Consider the following 18,450-nt stretch of genomic DNA (forward strand, 5'->3'; position numbering starts at 1 on the left):
CTGTTTGATGGTTAAAAATGTGTTATGCCAAAGGGGCGCTAAAACAATCAGCTGATTGCTTTACCGATCAGTGTACCGGAAGTACAGCTTTCTACCTTCACCATAACATAATCTCCCTTTTTAAAGTTTTCTTTCGGGAATACGATTACTTTATTCTGATCATTGCGGCCATAGAGTTCTTCGGCAGATTTTTTGGAAGTGCCTTCTACCAGTACCTTGAAGGTTTTACCCAGGTCCTGCTGCATATTGCGCAGGGAGTTTTCGCGGTGAATGGCTACTACTTCGGCGAGCCTTCTTTTCTTTACCTCTTCCGGAATATCATCCTGGTAGCGGCGCGCTGCGAGGGTGCCCGGCCGTTCGGAGTAGAAGTACATATATGCCAGGTCATACTGCACGTATTTCATCATGCTCATCGTATCCTGGTGGTCTTCTTCCGTTTCGGTACAGAAACCGGTGATGATGTCGGTAGACAGGCCGCAGTCGGGCAGCAACTCCCGGATACGCTTTACCTTACTGATATACCATTCTCTCGTATAGGTACGGTTCATCAGCTGTAATACCCGGCTGCTGCCGCTTTGCACCGGCAGGTGGATATAGTTGCAGATGTTTTCATACCGTTGCATCACATACAACACTTCGTCGGTAATATCTTTCGGGTGAGAGGTGCTGAAACGTACCCGCAGCAACGGATCGATCTGGGCTACGCGTTCGAGCAGCATGGAGAACGTAACGGTTTCATCGCCGGCATCGTTGGTCCAGTAGTAGGAGTCTACGTTCTGGCCCAGGAGGGTTACTTCCCGGTAGCCGTTTTCAAACAGCTCTCTGGCTTCCCTGACGATAGAATAGGCGTCGCGGCTGCGTTCCCGGCCCCGGGTGAAGGGTACCACGCAGAAAGTACACATATTGTTACATCCCCGCATAATGGATACAAACGACGTTACGCCGTTGTTGTCCAGTCGGATCGGGCTGATGTCGCCATAGGTTTCTTCCCTGCTCAGCAATACGTTCACGGATTTCTGGCCGGTTTCCGCCTCTGCGATGAGGGCGGGTAAACTGCGGTAGGCATCCGGACCTACTACCAGGTCCACCAGCTTCTCTTCTTCCAGCAATTTGCCTTTCAGGCGTTCGGCCATGCAGCCTAATACACCTACGAGCAGGTTGGGAGTAGCGCGTTTTATCTGTTTGAACTCGGTGAGCCGCTTGCGTACGGTTTGTTCTGCTTTTTCCCGGATGGAACAGGTATTCAGGAGAATAAGACTGGCTTCTTCCACATTCCGGGTAGGACCATATCCTTCTCCACTCAGTATGGAGGCAACAATTTCACTATCATTGAAATTCATTGCACAACCATAGCTTTCTATATAAAACTTCTTATTAAATACCTGAGTACTAGTCGTTTCAGGGGCAAAAGCTTCCCCCTGGCGGCTTTCATCATGTGCTTTGGTATCCTGATACAGCATTTCCTGACAAAAATTTTGGTGGGCAAAAATAAGCAATAAAAACGGGAAAATGCCAGAATGGCAGATAAAAGAAATAGAATTACCCTTTCCCAAAAGTAAAACGCCTCTTCAGAAAAAGAAGGGCAGCGTAGAGCCGCTTTTATCTTTCCGAAGAGGCGCAGGAAGTAATTTCTTTTATATTATGCCTGTCTGGCGGCGAGCTTGGATGCGAGCCAGCTGTCCTTTACAGGAATCAGCCAGTTGCTATCCAGTTCTGCTTTGGTAAGCACCGTGTTGTTGAGATAAAGGGTGTTTTCGTCGATATAACCTTTTTCCAGGGCGTAAGACAATTGCGCCATGGGTAACAGTTCTATCTTATCCTTTACCACAAAACCCAGCAGCAGCCGGTCAAACATATTTACTTCATATTGCCTTTCGATGCTTTTGATGATGCGTACCGAGCTGTCGGTACTGCAACCGCTGACGGTGGTCTGGCTTTCGTCTGCCAGTAATACAATCACCTGGTTCATGATCACCTGGCCCCATCCTTTCACCGGCGCACCGTGGGCATTCCACTGGCCGGTAAACTGTTCGAGTTGTTCGTTGATCTCCGCTATTTCCCGCTCATTGAATGGCCTGTTACTCTGGTATATCCAAACCCTGGAGGCCGGAGAAAAGCCTGCAGGAAAAAATGTATGCTTGTTCATAAATACAAATTTAGGCATTTACGCTGGAAGGAGGACGCATTTGCCCCCTTACTTCCCTGATTCGTCTCTTGTTGCTGGTGTATCGCCTCGTTGGCGGGCATCTACCTATATGGCATTATTATGCCATGCTTTGCGCAATCATTTCTGCGATATCCAATACTTTCACATCGTCTTCTTTACCGGATTCCTTCACGCCGTCTGTGAGCATGGTCATACAAAAAGGACAGTTGGAGGCAATCACGGTGGCGCCGGTATCTACGGCTTCTTTACCCCGGTCGGCATTGATCCGGATGGTTCCTTTTTCTTCTTCCTTGAACATCTGGGCGCCACCGGCACCACAGCACAAACCTTTACTGCGGCAACGCTTCATCTCTATCAGCTCTGCATCCAGTATTTCCAGTACTTTTCGGGGTGCTTCATAAATATCGTTGGCCCGTCCGAGGTAGCAGGAGTCGTGGTAGGTGATTTTTTTGCCTTTGAAAGTGCCGCCACCCTGCAGTTTGATTTTTCCTTCATCGATGAGCGACTGCAGGAAAGTAGTGTGGTGAATCACTTCATAGTTGCCGCCGAGGTCGGGATATTCATTTTTGAGCGTATTGAAACAGTGCGGGCAGGCCGTTACTATTTTCTTTACGCCGTACATATTCAGTAATTGTATGTTGTTCTGGGCCATCATCTGAAAGATGAATTCATTACCGGCTCTTCTGGCCGGATCACCGGTGCAGCTTTCTTCCTTGCCCAGGATGGCGAATTGTACGCCTACTTTATCTAATATGGTAGCAAATGCTTTGGTAATTTTTTGTGCACGCTGATCGAAGCTGCCGGCGCAGCCTACCCAGAACAGTACTTCCGGTGTTTCTCCATTTGCGGCATATTCTGCCATTGTCTTTATATACATGTGCTGTTTTTATCGATAGATGAATACAAGGGAAAAGGGCGGTAGCCGATTATCCGTTTATTTCCATGGCCCATTTATCGCGGTCGTCCATACTGAATTTCCAGGGAGCCATATTGTTTTCGATATTGCTGAACATCCCGGTCCATTCTGCCGGAGCGTTGGATTCTTCCATCACCAGGTGACGGCGCAGCTGCAGGATGATATCCAGCGGGCTGATACTCACCGGGCATTCCTGTACACAGGCGTTGCAGGTAGTGCAGGCGCGCAGTTCTTCTTCTTTGATATAATCGCGGAGCAGGGTTTTGCTGTCGTCGGTGAAAGTGCCGTTGGCCGTGATGTTGCGGCCTACTTCTTCCAGGCGGTCGCGGGTATCCATCATGATTTTACGGGGTGATAATAATTTGCCGGTGATATTGGCGGGGCAGGCGGCGCTGCAGCGGCCACATTCGGTGCAGCTGTAGGCGTCGAGCAGATTTTTCCAGGTGAGGTCAAATACATCTTTGGCGCCAAACTTCGGCATGGTATCGCTGGCAGGCGCATTGGCGGCCAGTTCCGGCTGTAACATCAGCTGTACTTCCTGTTGTACGGCCGGCATATTCTCCATTTCTCCTTTCGGTTCCAGGCTGGCATAATAAGCATTCGGAAAGGCGAGTATAATATGCAGGTGCTTGGAGTAGGGGAGATAGTTCAGGAAACACAGGATACCCACAATGTGCAGCCACCAGCAACCCCGTTCTATCAGTACCAGCGTACCGTCGGAGAAGCCGCTGAACAGCGGGGTAAACAGGCCGGATACCAGCAGGTTGCCGGTAACGGCGTAATGTTCCACACCTCTTGCCTGCAGTGCCTGGTCGGCCGCATTCATGGTCAGGAACAACACCATCAGCACGATTTCCGTGATCAGGATGTAGTTGGCGTCGGAACGGGGCCACCCATCCAGGTCTTTACTGATAAAGCGTTTCAGCTTAAGGATATTTCTGCGCACGAAGAAGATGGCACAACCGGCTAATACCAGTGCCGCCAATACTTCAAATGCACCGACTAATACCGGATATAAACTTCCCAATACGGGAACGAATAAACGATGTTGTCCCAGAATACCGTCCAGGATAATTTCCAGGATTTCGATATTCACAATCAGGAAGCCGGCATACACGAAGAAGTGCAGGATGGCAACGAGCGGGTTGCGGAACATTTTTTTCTGACCGAAAGCCAGCAGGAATACATTTTTCCACCTGAGATCGGGGTGATCATTCAGGTCTTTATCTCGGCCCAGCAGGATATTTCTCCTTATCTGGCGCACCTTTTTCGAGAAAAGATAAACGGCTGCCGCAAAGAGAATTACAAATAACAACTCTTGTACTATTCGCATTATTTCAGATTTGACACCCTAATTTATGTTTTTTTTAGGTATCCACATTTAGCCACAGTATTTTTAGCGCAAAAGCGAACAGCTAAAGCCGAATTACTTATTTTTGCGGGCATGGAAAGCAGGAACATCATTCTTACGAAGGATATTATTCAGAAAAAAATAGAACGTATCGCTTACGAAATCTATGAACTGAACAGCGATGGTACCGATATCATCCTGGCCGGTATCTGGGATCGGGGCGTGATCATCGCCCATAAAATTGCTGCCATCCTGCAGCAGATCTCTCCGTTGAAGATTCAGATTATTGAGCTGCGGCTGAATAAACAACAGCCTGGTGAAGTAACGGTTTCCGAGGATATTGACTTCAATGATAAAGTAGTGGTGGTGGTAGATGATGTTGCCAACTCCGGCCGTACCATGTTATATGCCCTGAAACCCCTGTTGCAATTTCTTCCTAAAAAAATACAAACGGCTGTACTGGTAGACCGCCGGCACAAATCATTTCCTTTATCCGTGGATTTTGTAGGTTATTCCCTGGCTACCACCTTGCAGGATATGGTGTTGGTGGAGATGAACGGAGAAGAAATCATTTCCGCTTATTTTGAATAATCAGAAATAGACCGCATGTACTTTTACCTGACCGCGGGAGTTGATCTCCAGTGCCGGTGCAGGAAATTTCAACATATTCAGTACCTGAAACAATACCCTGACGCCTTTGCGGCGGGTGGGGATTTTAGTGAAGTCCACATCCGGTGACAGGTAAAATTGCCGGATACGCGGGTTGCCGCTGTAGTCATGGTGTACGCCTTTCTGATCGGTCCAGGTATTATCCCGGCCGCCATACATATCGGCGGCGCCCATGCCTGCTGCAATATTCAGCCATTTGGGCAGCCAGCTGTTTTTGTTGAAGGAATGGAGATTGACGGAAAGCCAGTAGGTTTGTCCATTGTAGTCTTTCAGCATTCTTTCCAGGTAGGTAGTGCCGAAAAGCTCGTTTGTCTTGCGTTTTAACGCGGGCTCCTCATATTGTACCGGATGGAAGGAAAATTTCAGTTGTATCCGTTGTTCATCCCATGCCAGCTCCTGACCGATGAGCAGAGCGGCTCCTATGGCATTGGCGCCCATATCGCCCCAGGAAAACCCCCATTTACCGGAGTAGCCATCGAGTATTTCAATCACCGACTGATAGGCGAGGCCGCTCAATCCTCCGATCCAGATCTGTTGCCGGCGTGGTAAGCCCGACCAGCGCCACATTTCCCGGTTATATTTTCCGATAAAATAAGCACTGAAAACATGGCCGGCTTTATCCATCTGGTTCCATTCACCCATGTCATTAAAAAAGTGGAAAGACGTTTTGGGATAGTCTTTATACCAGGCTTTGTTAAGGGCCATCAGGCCGGAGGTATACAGTACGGCCGTGGTGCCGCTGAGCATCCACACCCGGGAAGGCAGGGTGGTATCCGGCAGGGTGGTGAAAGTAACGCGCTCCTGGGCGGAGCTGTGATGCACACCATACAACAGGAAAGCCAGGATAATCAGCGGATACTTCATGCAGGTGTATAAAACAGGACCGGGAATGCGGTTGTTAATAGGTACACACCTGCATTCCCGGTTCCATATGAACTGTTACAGTAATTATTTCAGGTGCATATCCTGAATGATACCTTCTATTTTACGATCCAATATCGCCGTTACGTCGTCAAATGCGGCAACGTCGGACAGTGGTGCATTCACGCTGAAATAGAATTTAATCTTCGGTTCAGTACCGGATGGACGGGCAGATATTTTGCTGCCATCTTCCAGGAGAAACTGCAGTACATTGGATTTCGGCAGTTCCAGTGGTTTGATTTCACCGGTGCGGATATCCTTTACCTGTTGCAGCTGGTAATCGAAGAGGGTTACTACCGGCGAGCCATTGATGGTTGCGGGCGGATTTTCGCGGTAGCCACGCATCATCTCTGCAATTTCGTCGGCGCCTTTCATTCCTTTTTTAGTGATGGAAATGAGGTGCTCTTTATAATAACCGTACTGGATATAGATATCGATCAGCTGCTCGAACAGGGATTTGCCCTGACTACGGGCATAGGCGGCCATTTCACAGATCATAGCTACAGAAGATACGGCATCTTTATCCCGTACATTGTTGCCGATCATGTAACCGTATGATTCTTCACCACCGCAGATAAAGTTTTCCTGTGGCTCTTTCCGGCGGATCAGGTCAGCGATCCACTTGAAACCGGTGAGTACATTATAGCAGTTGACATTGTTTTTGGCTGCAAATACATCAATGAGGTCAGATGTTACCACGGTTTTGGCAACAAAGTCCTGCGGTTTGGCGAGGCCTTTGCGTTTGCGGCCTTCAATGATGTAGTTGAACAGGAGCGCACCGGTCTGGTTACCATTCAGCAGTATCCATTCGCCTTTCAGGTCTTTAACGGCAATGCCTACACGGTCAGCGTCGGGGTCGGTTCCCAGCAGTATATCCGCATCCAGTTCCCTGGCTTTTTTCAGGCCCAGGCTCATGGCTTCTGCTTCTTCGGGGTTAGGATACACCACGGTTGGGAAATTGCCATCCGGGGTAGCCTGCTCCGTTACAATGTTTACATTGGTGAAGCCGTATGCCAGTAATACCTCGGGTACCTGGGTAATACCGGTACCATGAATCGGGGTATATACGATTTTCAGGTCGTGTTGTTGTTTGTTGATATCCGGGTTGATGGATAAGCTGAGGAGTTCCTGCTGATAAGCGAGATCTATTTCTTTACCGATGAGGGTAATATTGGCTTCGCCGCCGCTCCATTTCACTTCATCCGGAGAAGTAATGTTTTCCACTTCCCGGATCACATTGGCGTCATGCGGTGGTACCAGCTGTGCTCCGTCGTTCCAGTAGGCTTTGTAGCCGCTGTATTCTTTCGGGTTGTGGGAGGCGGTTAATACCACACCTCCGTGGCACTGCAGGTGGCGGATGGTGAAAGACAGCTCCGGTGTAGGACGCAGGCTTTCAAAGAGAAATACTTTAATCCCGTTGGCTGCAAACACATTGGCTACGGTTTCTGCAAAATAGCGGGCGTTATTACGACTATCGTGTGCAATGGCTACTTTTACTTCGCCGGGAAATGCTTTTTTCAGGTAGTTGGAAAAGCCCTGGGTAGCCATACCAACGGTATATTTATTCATGCGGTTCGTACCTACTCCCATGATGCCCCTGAGCCCGCCGGTACCGAATTCGAGGTTGCGGTAAAAGGCATCATTGAGTTCATCGGGGTTGCCTGCCTGCATTTGTTTCAGTGTGGCAACTGTCTCCGCGTCATAATTGCCGTTGAGCCACTGCGCTACTTTGTTTTGAATATTAATATCCATGGTCTTCTTTTTAATGAGCCATCCTGCTCAAATGGATTGTAAAGTAAAAATAAAAAAACGAATGTGGGAAATTCCAAATCTTAAAATTCATTGAAAATCGCCCGTATTGGTTAATTTTGTGGGTATGAGGCGGTATGAAGATACTTATAAACAAAAAGGATTACGCAGACAGCTAGTTGATAGTATCCGTCAGAAAGGCATTACAGATGAAAACGTACTGGCGGCTATTAACAATATACCCCGGCATTTTTTCCTCGATACAGCGTTTGAAAGTATAGCATATGATGACCGGGCTTTTCCTATCGGTGAAGGACAAACCATTTCCCAACCCTATACGGTTGCCTATCAGACCCAGCTGCTTGAAGTGAAGCCATACGATAAAGTCCTGGAAATAGGTACGGGTAGTGCTTATCAGGCCTGTGTGCTGGCGGAACTGAAAGCGAATGTACTGACCATTGAACGGCAAAAGAAACTGTTTGAACAGGTAAAACTGTTCCGGTTTAAATCCAAATACCCGAATCTCCGTTTTTTTTATGGAGATGGTTATGAAGGGCTGCCTTCCTATGCGCCCTTCGACAAGGTGCTGGTTACTGCAGCGGCGCCCTATATCCCGGAGAAATTACTGCAACAACTGAAGCCGGGTGGTAAAATGGTCATCCCTGTGGGTGGTAATGATGTGCAGCGGATGCTGCGGATTACCAAAATCAGCGATACCGAAAATGAACAGGAACTTTTTGATAACTTCTCCTTTGTGCCCATGCTGGCCGGTAAGAAATAAGCAAATCGTTGTACGGAGGCAGCAACGGGTCTCCCTGCCGGCAGGCGTTCATACGTTTACGTTATAGTCATTTTTTGCTGATAAAATCCGACGGCAGCCGGGTGGCAGTGTGATGCCCGATAAGGCCGTAAAAGGCCGCGATAGGGCCGGAAAAACAAAGCCGGCAGCGTGCGTACGCACCATCTGCCGGCCTGTGTGGTATTGCATTCACCTTCTTTATCATCACTTAAAAGCTTTGCATGGGATCGCCCATGGGCTGGTCGTTGCCGCCTGATGCTTTTTTCTTTTTGAAAAGGGCGGTATCAAATTTACCAAAGCGGTAACTGAAATTCAGTTTTACAATCCTGGACTCCCGCTTACGCACATAGTCCTGGGCGAAAGCCGGGGTAGCCTGGTTCAGCTCATACTCCCGGGTATTGAATACATCGGAGAGGCTGAGGGTGAGCGAGGTGGCTTTTTTCTTCCCGAAATCTTTTCTGACAGCCATATCCACCGTGCTGAATCCTTTGATGGTGCCCTGCGCAGAAGTAGGGATCATCATAAATCCACCGCCGCCCGGACCACGTCCGCCACCGGAAGCCGGCAGGGCGATAGTAGGCGCCTGGTAAGTGGCATTCACCTGTAAGGTAAAGCCGGCGGGCAGTTTGGTTTCGGAAATGATTTTGGCCATCCAGCTGAAACCATTGTTGTCGAAGGTTTCTCCGTTTGCGTTTACCTTCATATCTGTCTGATAGAGGTTCACATTGGTGGTGAGATCCCAGCCTTTCAGTACCTGGTTTTTCATCGTCAGTTCGGCGCCATAGGAGTTGCTCCTGTTGGCATTGATGAACTGGGTGAGCAATGTGTCTGCACCAATCGGTGTACTGATGGTGGAGATCATGTTATTGGTATTGCGGAAATAAACGCTGGCGAGGAGATTGCTGGTCTTCCAGTTTTTTACATAGGAAAACTCCAGGCTGTTGGTATATTCCGGTTTCAGGTTGGGATTCCCTTCGCGTTGGTTTTGCGGATCGCTGTAGTCGCGGTAAGGAATCAGCTGAAAGAAGTTGGGCCGGTTTACCCGACGGGAATAGTTCAATTGCAGTTCCTGGTCTTTTTTCAGCTTTTGTGATAAAAACAAGCTGGGAAAGAAGCCCGGGGTAGCCTTTGTAGGCTTATAGGTAGCTTTGCCCGGAATTTCGCCGGCATACACATATTGCTCTATACGTAATCCTGCCTGGTACCCGAAGTTCCCCATGGTATTGGCGAAGTTGGCATAACCGGCATAGATTTCCTCGTTGTATTTATAGTTGTTGGAAAGCTGGTTGTTGTAGATAAAATGGTTGCTCAGGGTGTCTTTATCATACACATCATACGAGCTGCTGAAGCGGCGTAACGTGGTTTTGACACCGGTTTCGAGCTTCCCTTTTTTACCGATGGGCGTGGTGTAATCTGTTTGCACAGTCACAAAAGTGGTGCTGCCGGCGGAAGTGTTCTGCTGCAGCAGGGATTGCCCGAGTGCTTGTCCGGCGGCATTTTTCGCCTGTGTAACGTAAGATCCGTCACGACCGCTGTTGGTGGTGTTGTAGTTGATATCTGCCGTCCATTCCCGCTCCGGTTTGGCGAAAGTATGCCGGAAACCCAGCTGGGTGGTATAGTTACGGAAGTTGAAATCATTCGTTGTGGCACGGTCACTTAGTCTGGTGATACGATGAGCCTTGTTGGAAAAAGTGCTGAGCAGGTCTTCGGTATTTTTGAAGTCGCCCGCCACAATGTTCTGTGATAAGGAGATCGTATTGCGGTTATCGATGGTATAGTCTACACCAAAGCGGCCAAACTGGAACAGGGGCTTGCTTTCGCTGTTGCTTTGCTGCAGCAGGTAGCTGGTATCTGCTCCTTTACCACCGAAGTTGCTGCGGTTGGTAGTACCTTCGCCCCAGCTTTGGTTGGCATTGATGTTATAGTTGGCAAATACATTGAACTTACCCTGACGAATGCTGATATTACCGCCGCCATTGTATTTGTTGTTGTTACCAATACCTGCCTGTACAACGCCGTTGAAACCGGCCTTCCTGTTTTTCTTCAACACAATGTTCAGAATACCAGACATCCCTTCTGCATCGTATTTCGCAGAGGGATTGGTGACCAGCTCCACGCTTTCAATAGCATCGGCCGGAATCTGATCCAGGGTGAGGGTAGAGGGTTTACCATCTACAAAAATGGTAGGCGCGGCGTTGCGTACAGTCACATTGCCATCCAGGTCTACGTTGACAGAAGGTACACTTTTCAGTACATCGGTAGCGGTACCACCTGCACTGGTGAGGTTTCTGTCTACATTGAATATCTTTTTATCGATACCCATGGTGAACGCACTTTTTTGCCCGGTTACTTCCACGCCTTGCAACAGTTTTACATTTTGCTGCAATTTGATGTTGCCCAGGTCCTGCTCTATGCTTTGACCTGTGATGGTGACTTTCTTCTGTACGCTGTTATAGCCCATGAAGTTGATACGCATGATATACGTGCCAAAGGCCAGTCCTTCCAGGCTGAAATCACCGTTGGCTTTTGTGAGCATGCCGGTAACCAGGGAAGAGTCGCGCTGTTTCAATAATGTAACGGATGCATAGGGAACAGGTTTCCCGGTTTGTGCATCCAGTAATTTCCCATATAAGCGTCCTGGCATGGGCATGACAGGTCGGTTTGGTCGGTCTTGGGTGGGTTGTGGTGTCCGCGTTTTTCCTGTTTCGGGCGCCTGTGCATAAGTGTGTAGCTGCCATAGAAAGATGCCAGCCAGCACTGCGTAGCTTTTTTTCATCCTGCTTATTTTTTGTCCGGACTTTATTCTCAGAACAGGAGACAAAAATATCAGGGTAAAGAGATGAATGGTTTAATATTGTGATGAGTGGAGTTTTTATATATCCCAGCACAAAAAAACGAGCGCTAAAAGGTCTTAACAGTAGTTAACAAAGGATGTTTTCCGGCACCGGCAGATCCCGGTTAGGCGCCGGTTGTAGCTTATAGCAGGTGATGCAGCAGCAGTGTAATCAGGCCAATCAGGAAGCCGGTGACAGCGCCCAGCCACTTAAAGTGTTGGAGGGTAGCCGACAGCAGTTCCTGCGTGAGGGATTCCATTTTTTCAGCAGAGATACCCGCTATTTTCTGTGTTACTATTTTTTCCAGATCGAGGTCCTGTTCTACGTTATCCAGGTATTGACCGATCATTACCGGAAACAGGGTATCCATTTCCGCTACCAGGTGTGTTTTGATCTGTTGTACAATGCTGTCGCCGATGAACATGGACAACACTGGCATGGCTTTCGGCAGGCGTTCCCGCAGGAAGCTGTCCAGGTGGGTTTCTACGACAGGGATGATATTCTTTATTTTATCGGGGTCAGTCAGTTTGGTTTTCACTTCCTGGAAGGAAAATAGTTGCTGGCCTACCAGTGCCCCGATGCGGGCTGCCAGTGCCTGTTGTCTTTTGGGAAATAATCCCTGCAGGGTGAAAAGGCCCAGGTTAACCGGCCGCCGGGGATGAAACAGTAATTTAATCGCCAGGCTGTTGATCAGCCAGCCGATGATAGCGGCAATAATGGGAATGATATAGCTCATGCAGTTGATACAGATTTATAGTGCGATGGTATACTACGCGCCCACAAATTTAACAGGTGTGGATTAATATTCATAATAAACCCGGTGGGCTATTGTAAAAGAAATACCTGGTATTGCCTCTTACAAGGTTATCTGTTGCCGGTTATTTTACACGGCCCCTCAAAAATGGGCAGGTGGCTGAGGAAGATCGTCAGGGGGATGGGTAGGTTTGTACTGAGGTGTATTTTATGCTTACCGTTCCAAAGTTTACTTTAAAGTATAGCATGATGAAGCTTTATAACGTACCCCAATTGTTTGGCCCTTGCCTATTACATGAAAATAAGATGCTGGAAAAATTCATTGAAGCGCGCACCCTGCAATGGTTGTACGATCTTCAATTAATGAGCGAAGCGAAATAGCTCTTTTATAAGCAGCCATGTTTTACCTCCCTGATTGTAAGAAGTTTTACAGAACAAATATGGTGAGCGTTTCCTGCCAGGCGGCGCCAGATGGATATCTTTTGTGAAACCATTCTTGTTTGCTGCTTTGCGGTAGAAAATGCTTATTTTCGTATGCCATCTCAACGCACTAACTTTTCCTCCTGATTCCCGGCTATTGATATTATTTTACCCGAAAAATCCAAAGGCATTCATTGTGTTAAGGTGGATCATTCGTTTTACTAAGGTAGTAGTAAGCATTTCTGGTAATATAGTATCAATCATGCGCTACTTATCCCTTTATATGGACTATGTATTCCCTTTTTCAATATCCTGTAGGTTGGTTTGAAAGCCAGCTTTATAAACCAGCCAGATAGCAGATGGTGGGATACCAGCTGTTATTCCTGATAAACCCGGCGTGCTGAGCGGATAGTAAACTACTTTCAGGGGGGATTTGGAGGTCTTTGCCGATGTATGGACCTTGATAAGGGCATGTAAAGCGCCATAAATTTTTCAGGGAGTATTTTTAATGGCGGAAAAAAGGCTTAAAAACATCGGCAAATTTAACTAAAGAAAAAAATGGTGTGGCCGGAAAAGAACGATTGATTTTGTTGGAAGTGCATTTTAACGGTCAGCATTTTTTTGTTCCGTTTTTTGTTCCTGTTTTTGTTCCGTGGAAAATTTGAAGCAGCAAAAAAAAGAGAGAGATGATTTAAAAAGAAAAAGCCCGAAAGTCTTTAACTTCCGGGCTTTTAGGGTGATCGAGGGGTTTCGAACCCCCGACCCTCAGAACCACAATCTGATGCTCTAACCAACTGAGCTACGACCACCGTTTTATCTTCGTTTGTGTGTGTTATTCCGTTGTTGGGAGTGCAAAGATAACGCAAAGTATTTTTAAATTCCAAATACTTTTTAAAAATTTTTTTCAGCGGGTTATATATGGGTCTTAAAAAGATGTTTGCATCTTGTTTTTCCCATTTCATTTTTCCCACAAAAAACATTTCCGGAGATATTGTTTTTTGCTGCTTTATAAAAACGATTGACATGGATCATCTTATAACCGATCTGTTTTCTTTTAAAACAACAGGCCGGCATCTCCCGTAAAACTGTTGCCCAGTATATATTTTCCTTTGGTGGATGCGTTTGGTGTGATTCCCGAAATCCCGTATCTTTGCGCACTTTCCCATTTCATTCCCATTTTTATAAGTAGTTGATTATCAACTAAATGCTGTGCTATCGCATGGACGAAATCTTGTTTTCAGGTGTTTTGGCATCCCAGCGATGAAAATGTTTGCCCGGTATCAGAAAAAATGACAATTCCCTAGTAGGAGTGTTTTTTATTATAAGTACTTAATATTTAATTGTATATACATTATGGATCAGCTAAAACTGAAGTTACAGGAATACTATCAGCGTTACCAGCAAATGGACCAACGGGTGAAACCTGGAAAAGAGGAGCCTGGTTTTGAGGACGTGCTGGACATGGAAAATGACATTCTTTCGCAGTTTGGATTACCGACCTCCCGGCGATTTGTACAAATCCTGCACGACTTTGTACATCACGGACATGTAAGCGATCAGCTGCTGGATTATGTAAGTAAAAAACTACGGTCAGCCGCACGTAAATATCTGCTGGCACCTGTTATGTCAGATATTGATCTTTTAGAAGGCGCCCGCGAACAGAAACGCAGCCCTTATGACGTACTGCCGGAACTGGGCTACCCCTCGCAGGAATATGCCTTGTTCCTGGTCGGGGAATTATACTATCGCCGGAATATGACAGCGGGAGATATTCTGGAGGAACTGAAAAAAATGCAGCATTACAACAGTTGGAATGACCTGATGCTGCTCAGCAAAATACATAATCATACCACGCATGAACTGTATGCCCTGCTCAAAAAACAGGAATTACGTTTTGTGGATGATTTCATTCAGCACCTCCGCCGCCAGGAAACTACCCGGCTGGTGAACAAGCGTCCTTCTCCCACAGAAGAAGGCTACAAGCCTAATTATAAAACCATTACCAAAGTGCAGGTAGAAGATATCATCTTTGATGAACAAACAACCCCCAGCCTCTTTGGTAAAGTAAAAAATGGCAGAAGCTATACCCGTATTACCATCAGCCTGGAGTTCTCAGAACTGAACCAGATTCTGATGAGCAGCGATGAACTGGGGGTGGAAATCAGCAACCATATTAAAAAACGTCTGAGTAATCCCACCGCAGAAAAACCTACGGTCATAGATATACGCGCTGAATTCGGCAACGTATTGAAACTCGACAACTGTTACCTGGAAGTATATAAACCACAACACCGAGAAGGGAATAAGTGGGTAGAAGATAAAGACAACTTCTACTTCGTGGATAAAATTCTTTCTAAAAAAGAATTTGAAAAACGTACCAAAGAAGAAGAGGTGAAACGTAAAATACAGGAATGTCTGGAACTGATTGGCGGCTCCTATGTTTATTACCAGCGTTTACGCCGGTTAGGCATCACAGATGAAGAAGCCAAACTGCGCGCCGGCCTGCAGGATGAACTGTTGTTTAAACTATCGTTCTTCCTGAATAAAGTAAAGGAATAACACACCACCAACATTACATATTAAGTATTTCGGATGAAGGAGAAGGTATGCGGAAATGATCCGTATATCTTCTCCTTCATGCGTTATAATTCTTTGGTAATTGCTTAAGTTTGAACAAAAAAGCAATGGAAGAATTAACACTCGGTACCGGTTCCAGGGTACAACATGCACACTATGGCCAGGGCGTAATTATAGCGGTGAAATACGCACAGTACCGCGTTACTTTTATGGATCACGGCATCAAGATGATCGATAAAACAGATCCTTTGTTTGAAGTACTGGTGGCAGAAAATGTAACCCCCGAAGTAGAAACCGCTTCTGATGTGGAAACCTCTTTGCTGAAAATTCTGCGCCTGTGGGGCGGCATTACAGAAGTAGTTCCCCTTGGCGATCGCTGGAAAGGCGGTACCCTGTTACTGCAGCCCTCCGATGCCGGTCTGAAAGCCAAAGAAGTGCCTATAGAAACCTTCTTCCATAAAATAGTGATGCTGCGCGACCGCCTCCGCGTACTGGAACAAAACATCAACAGTCATAAAGTACTGACCGATGAAGAGAAGATAAACATGCAACAATATATTACCCGCATCTATGGTTCTTTAACCACCTTTAATGTATTATTCCGCGATAAGGAACATTGGTTTACCGGTGAGAAAACCGGCAACGATTAATGATCTTTTGCTGCCGGATAGATTTGTTCCATCGACCAGCGGTAAGGTTCCAGCATATGGTGGATGAAGATATTTTTTCCATCAAACGGAAATTTTTCATCGTAGCCTTTAACAGGATATAAAATAACCGGCGTACCGGCTGGTGTGTAATTGTGACTGTTCACAAAATCAGGCCGCTGGTACTCCGGTAGTACTTTGCGTACCCGTGTGTACACCATCTTTCCCAGTATCCGCTGCATACGCCGGCTCGCTCTTTTGGCCGGCCGGTCTAATCTGCCATAGGTGTAGCGGAGCGCCTGCCGCAGGAACCATTGCTGTTTTTTCAGTGCACCGGATATATCGGTAAATGGATTCACAGTATTAAAATCGCGGGTGGTTTGTATAGAGAAAGGTGTTTCCGGCACCCAGTCCCGTGGATTAATCACACGCAGGCCCCATCCATCCCGGGTAATGTAATCGAAATCGTAGGCGTAGTACAGATTGCCCGGTTTAGGCGCCGCACTGCAATAGGTTTTCCACACAATGTCTTTGGGCAGCTGATCGAGGTATTGCAGATAGGAGCGTAGTAAAAAAGCAATCGCACCACCCTGGCTATGGCCGAAAATAATAAATTCGTGTATGCCTTGCCGGTAGCAATCATGCACCTGACGCAGGATATCCGGGGCGAGAGCCGCCAGTCCTACCATCCAGCCCGCATGTACATAGGCCCGGTCGTCTGCCGATAGCTTGTAATTAAACCGGGTGCTGTCGTTCAGTTGCAGCATACCCTGCGCCGGTATCATGCCGGCATAGAAATTCTCCATCCAGGATGTAGCGGTACCATTGGTACCCCGTATCACAATAATGGCTACCTCTTTGTTACGTAACCACAAGTCCCAGCGATTCACGAGACCTACCTCCGGTGAACGATAAACCAGCCTGGCATCGCGCGGCGGCTCCGACTTGACCTTCGTCCACGGGGTATCTCCAAACCGGTCGGCCAGTTTCAGCAATTCTCCATATTCAACCGGATCAAAATGCGGCGTTAAATGTTGTGCAAAAGAATTTTTTGCAAGAGATACTAAAAATAGAAAACAAATCAGTGAAATACGGCTACCCATAGATAATAACGAATTACAGATAACAAATTACGAATGAAATGATAATGAATGATGAATTTTTTAAGAGAAACTGCAACATTCCTACCGCATATATTGTTGTAAAAGCGTTTAACTTTCAAGCCTAAATTAAAAGATATGTCAAAGAGAATTGAGCATGACTTCCTGGGTGAGAAAGAAATACCACATGATGTATACTATGGCATTCAGACACTGCGTGCCCTGGAAAACTTTCATATTACAGGGATTCCCCTGATGGTAGAACCGATTTTTGTGCAAAGCCTGGGATATGTGAAGAAAGCTGCTGCGATGGCTAACCGTGACTTAGGCGTGCTCGACAAAGATATTGCTGCTTACATTATCAAAGCCTGTGATCGGGTGATCGCCGGTGAATTCAATAACCAGTTTCTCAGCGACCTGATTCAGGGCGGCGCCGGTACTTCGGTAAACATGAACGCCAATGAAGTGATTGCCAATGTGGCCCTGGAAATGATGGGCAAGGAAAAAGGACAGTATGATTTCTGTCATCCCAATAACCATGTGAACTGCTCCCAGTCTACCAACGATGCGTATCCAACGGCTTTCCGCATTGCGCTGATCAATAAACTGACTGGTTACAGCAACACATTGGGCGACCTGGCCAATGCCTTCGGAGAAAAAGGAATAGAGTTCCGGAATGTCCTGAAGATGGGCCGTACCCAGTTGCAGGATGCCGTGCCGATGAGCCTGGGCGACGAGTTTAAGGCATTTGCCACCAACCTGAATGAAGAACTCTCCCGCATCGAAGACAGCAAACGCCTCATCTCTGAAATCAATATGGGCGCTACCGCCATCGGTACCAGCGTAAATGCGCCTAAAGGATATGCAGACCTGGTGACGCAATATTTAAGAGAAGTAACGGGCCTGGAACTGGTGCTGGCAGGCGATCTGATAGAAGCTACCTACGATACCGGTGCGTATGTGCAATTGTCTGGTGTGCTGAAACGTACTGCGGTAAAGGTATCCAAGATCTGTAATGACCTGCGCCTGTTATCCTCCGGACCACGGACAGGGCTGAACGAAATTAACCTGCCGCCTATGCAGCCAGGATCTTCTATCATGCCAGGTAAAGTGAATCCCGTGATTCCGGAAGTGGTGAACCAAACTGCGTTCTACGTGATTGGCGCAGACCTCACCGTTACCATGGCTGCAGAAGCCGGACAGCTACAGCTGAATGTGATGGAGCCGGTGATCTCTTTTGCGCTGTTTACCGCCATTACCTATATGACCAATGCCTGTCGTACCCTGCGGGAGAAATGTGTATTGGGCATTACCGCCAATGCCGAACGTACCCGCGATATGGTGATGAACAGTATTGGTATTGTGACGCAGCTCAACCCGGTGATCGGTTATGAAAAATGTTCTGCCATTGCCCGCGAAGCCCTGGAAACCGGCAAGTCGGTACACGACATCGTGGTAAAGGAACAACAACTGATTACCCAGGAAAAATGGGATGAAATTTTTACATTTGATAACTTAATCAGACCTCAGTTTATTCAGTAATGATA

15 protein-coding genes and 1 tRNA gene are annotated in these 18,450 nt (G+C 47.1%); 6 read left to right on the forward strand and 10 right to left on the reverse strand.

What is annotated here, in order from left to right; translation table 11 throughout:
• Positions 1–47 precede the first annotated feature (47 nt).
• The 4 genes from miaB to OL444_RS11535 all read right to left on the reverse strand — a co-directional run bounded on the left by miaB (position 48) and on the right by OL444_RS11535 (position 4,416).
• The gene (gene miaB, locus OL444_RS11520; RefSeq protein WP_264733054.1) at positions 48–1,460 is read right to left on the reverse strand and encodes a tRNA (N6-isopentenyl adenosine(37)-C2)-methylthiotransferase MiaB; all 1,413 of its coding nucleotides are present in this window, start codon (positions 1,458–1,460) and stop codon (positions 48–50) included.
• Positions 1,461–1,639: 179 nt separating this feature from the next.
• Positions 1,640–2,146: a hypothetical protein gene (locus tag OL444_RS11525; RefSeq protein WP_264733053.1), complete on the reverse strand. Its 507-nt coding sequence runs from the start codon at positions 2,144–2,146 to the stop codon at positions 1,640–1,642.
• A 118-nt stretch (positions 2,147–2,264) separates the two neighbouring features.
• Positions 2,265–3,044, reverse strand: a complete 780-nt coding sequence (locus OL444_RS11530) for a (Fe-S)-binding protein (protein ID WP_264733052.1) — start codon at positions 3,042–3,044, stop codon at positions 2,265–2,267.
• Between the two features lie 49 nt (positions 3,045–3,093).
• Positions 3,094–4,416 (reverse strand): 4Fe-4S dicluster domain-containing protein, encoded by a 1,323-nt coding sequence (locus OL444_RS11535; protein ID WP_264733051.1) that lies wholly within the window; start codon positions 4,414–4,416, stop codon positions 3,094–3,096.
• Between the two features lie 111 nt (positions 4,417–4,527).
• On the opposite strand from OL444_RS11535, the gene OL444_RS11540 reads away from it, so the two are divergent.
• Positions 4,528–5,025, forward strand: a complete 498-nt coding sequence (locus OL444_RS11540) for a phosphoribosyltransferase family protein (RefSeq protein WP_264733050.1) — start codon at positions 4,528–4,530, stop codon at positions 5,023–5,025.
• Here the strand turns inward: OL444_RS11540 and OL444_RS11545 are convergent, their stop codons facing one another.
• Together OL444_RS11545 and OL444_RS11550 are read right to left on the reverse strand one after the other, a co-directional pair.
• Entirely contained in the window at positions 5,026–5,967 is a 942-nt protein-coding gene (locus OL444_RS11545; protein ID WP_264733049.1) for a DUF2279 domain-containing protein, read from the reverse strand.
• 84 nt (positions 5,968–6,051) lie between these two features.
• Positions 6,052–7,776: a phospho-sugar mutase gene (locus tag OL444_RS11550; RefSeq protein WP_264733048.1), complete on the reverse strand. Its 1,725-nt coding sequence runs from the start codon at positions 7,774–7,776 to the stop codon at positions 6,052–6,054.
• Positions 7,777–7,900: 124 nt separating this feature from the next.
• On the opposite strand from OL444_RS11550, the gene OL444_RS11555 reads away from it, so the two are divergent.
• Positions 7,901–8,554 (forward strand): protein-L-isoaspartate(D-aspartate) O-methyltransferase, encoded by a 654-nt coding sequence (locus OL444_RS11555; protein ID WP_264733047.1) that lies wholly within the window; start codon positions 7,901–7,903, stop codon positions 8,552–8,554.
• 226 nt (positions 8,555–8,780) lie between these two features.
• Here OL444_RS11555 and OL444_RS11560 read toward each other — a convergent pair whose 3' ends face one another.
• Positions 8,781–11,348 carry a TonB-dependent receptor gene (locus OL444_RS11560; RefSeq protein ID WP_264733046.1) on the reverse strand — a complete coding sequence of 856 codons (2,568 nt, stop codon included), beginning with the start codon at positions 11,346–11,348 and terminating at the stop codon, positions 8,781–8,783.
• 200 nt (positions 11,349–11,548) lie between these two features.
• A complete protein-coding gene (locus OL444_RS11565; RefSeq protein ID WP_264733045.1) occupies positions 11,549–12,142 on the reverse strand; it encodes a DUF445 domain-containing protein in 594 nt (197 codons plus the stop codon).
• Between the two features lie 263 nt (positions 12,143–12,405).
• On the opposite strand from OL444_RS11565, the gene OL444_RS11570 reads away from it, so the two are divergent.
• Positions 12,406–12,540: a hypothetical protein gene (locus tag OL444_RS11570; RefSeq protein ID WP_264733044.1), complete on the forward strand. Its 135-nt coding sequence runs from the start codon at positions 12,406–12,408 to the stop codon at positions 12,538–12,540.
• 774 nt (positions 12,541–13,314) lie between these two features.
• Here OL444_RS11570 and OL444_RS11575 read toward each other — a convergent pair.
• Positions 13,315–13,388: transfer RNA gene (locus tag OL444_RS11575), tRNA-His, on the reverse strand.
• A gap of 544 nt (positions 13,389–13,932) precedes the next feature.
• On the opposite strand from OL444_RS11575, the gene OL444_RS11580 reads away from it, so the two are divergent.
• Entirely contained in the window at positions 13,933–15,138 is a 1,206-nt protein-coding gene (locus OL444_RS11580) for a hypothetical protein (protein ID WP_264733042.1), read from the forward strand.
• Between the two features lie 110 nt (positions 15,139–15,248).
• Positions 15,249–15,806, forward strand: a complete 558-nt coding sequence (locus OL444_RS11585) for a DUF8685 domain-containing protein (protein WP_264733041.1) — start codon at positions 15,249–15,251, stop codon at positions 15,804–15,806.
• On the opposite strand, the gene OL444_RS11590 is transcribed toward OL444_RS11585, so the two are convergent.
• Entirely contained in the window at positions 15,803–16,906 is a 1,104-nt protein-coding gene (locus OL444_RS11590; protein WP_264733040.1) for a lipase family protein, read from the reverse strand. The genes OL444_RS11585 and OL444_RS11590 overlap by 4 nt on opposite strands.
• A 135-nt stretch (positions 16,907–17,041) precedes the next feature.
• Between OL444_RS11590 and aspA the strand changes: the two genes are divergently transcribed.
• Positions 17,042–18,445 (forward strand): aspartate ammonia-lyase, encoded by a 1,404-nt coding sequence (aspA, locus tag OL444_RS11595; protein ID WP_264733039.1) that lies wholly within the window; start codon positions 17,042–17,044, stop codon positions 18,443–18,445.
• Positions 18,446–18,450: the final 5 nt, after the last annotated feature.

Source organism: Chitinophaga nivalis (genome assembly GCF_025989125.1).
In the GTDB taxonomy this organism is placed as follows: Bacteria; Bacteroidota; Bacteroidia; order Chitinophagales; family Chitinophagaceae; genus Chitinophaga; species Chitinophaga nivalis.